This window comes from Pseudoalteromonas sp. S16_S37 (assembly GCF_014694405.1).
Lineage (GTDB): Bacteria > Pseudomonadota > Gammaproteobacteria > Enterobacterales > Alteromonadaceae > Pseudoalteromonas.
This window is the reverse complement of sequence record NZ_JAAUWV010000133.1, coordinates 1-1628: the sequence shown is the minus strand read 5'-3', so window position 1 is coordinate 1628 and position 1628 is coordinate 1. Positions and strand designations below refer to the sequence as shown.

Here is a 1628-nt window from a genome sequence, read left to right as displayed (position 1 = left end):
TTTTAATCTCCATTTTGCAAGGTTTTGAGGGGTGAGAAAACAAACGTTGCAAAATGAGGATAGTAAGATCGTTTAGATCATCAAGAAGATCAATGCATTAAGTGATTTTCAGTGTCGACAAATTAGCTGCTTAAAAGCAGCTAAAAAGAATCGTTATGCTTACTTGACCGGAGAAGGTTCATATGTGTTATATACCGTTATTTAGTTTTCGGACATGGTTTTTCTGATCCAATCACTATAAGTAGAAATTCTGACTTGGTAAGACTTTTTTCCGTAATGACCAGCCGCAAACTCTTCTAAATTTCCCTCAATATAGTCCCAGCTAAACAAGGCAACTAAATAGTTTTTTCCTTCAACGGCCATAATCAAAGGGCCACCGCTATCACCGGAACCGTCAATCCCTTCAAGGTCAAGGGCTTTTTCACCGGAGTCAAAAGTGATTGATAACCAATTAGTATGGGTTTCTTCAATTCTATTTTGCAGAAGTCTAAATTTTCCCTGAGTTCCTTGAATAGAACCAGTTAAACCATTTCCCGTTGTCCCTCTGCCATACCCCGTTATTACTTGGTTGAGCTCTTTGTTTTCAGAATATATTTCAATGGGGGCGCTATCTGGTAAGTCAGAACTTAACTTTACTAAAGCAATATCGTGGGCAGTCATCATAAAGTCCATTAAATCAGAAGCGTCCCCACTTAACATGCTCTCAGGAATATCCGTTATACCGGGATGGATGATTACCTTTTCAACTTCAACTTCGTATTCGCCGATTTGTAGTGTTTTATCAATAATATTTGGTGGTAAAAGGTGTGCTACCGTCACGACCCAATTAGGAGCTATCAGAGCACCATGCCCGCCATCTGGCATATCGACGAAAAACGATGGTGTTTTTTCTAATTCATACTTGCTAGCTTGAACATCATGGCGAACGACTATCGCCAAGCTATCGAAGGAAAATATTAGTATGCAGGCTAAGTATACATATTGAATGACTTTCATTTAATTTCCCTATTTATGTTTTTATTAGATTTGCGAAGAAGTTTACTCTTCGAGGTATATAACGCTTGCCGTAAACGGCACAAAATAGCAGGCTAAAATTGGCGACGAAGGAGCACAAGCCTGCTGTTTTGTGTCCTTGGTTTAACGCATTGTTAGGTGCGATTTTGATCAATATTGTGACCACAGTTATAACAATTTGAAGATGGTAAACGATATTTGTAAAAGCCTTGTATTACTTGATTTCTAAGACACTTTTGGCAGGTATAACCTAAAGCTTTAATTACTAATAGAATACCGAGCACCATGCTACCAATATAAAACGGGTTAACAAAGAAATTATCAAAGGTTGTATGTTGGAATTGATAGCCCATGATGCATAAGATTAACAAACTCAAATACATTTTAAACTGAACACTACGCTTCAATTTAACCTCTCTTTCACCGGAGCACCTAACGAGCCTGTAGAATAACTCGTTTCAAATCTGTTTTTGTAATCAACAAACGATAACTGAGAGAACTGGCCCCCAATTTTCGGACATGACTTTAAGTGATTGTTCTGTTTTTATAGTAACCAAAAATATTGGAATAGATGATGACTAGAAAACGTAGAAACCACTCTCCTGAATTTAAAG

The 1628-nt window shown here is 37.5% G+C and carries 1 protein-coding gene; it reads right to left on the bottom strand.

Annotation, left to right across the window (positions count from 1 at the left end; genetic code table 11):
* Positions 1-201 precede the first annotated feature (201 nt).
* On the bottom strand, positions 202-996 hold the full coding sequence (locus HC733_RS22150) for a trypsin-like serine protease (protein WP_190367142.1): 795 nt from the start codon (positions 994-996) through the stop codon (positions 202-204).
* Positions 997-1628: the final 632 nt, after the last annotated feature.

Bases quoted from the DNA above. Each gene is read 5' to 3' on its own strand.
- HC733_RS22150 (WP_190367142.1), bottom strand. From the start codon at position 996: ATGAAAGTCATTCAATATGTATACTTAGCCTGCATACTAATATTTTCC.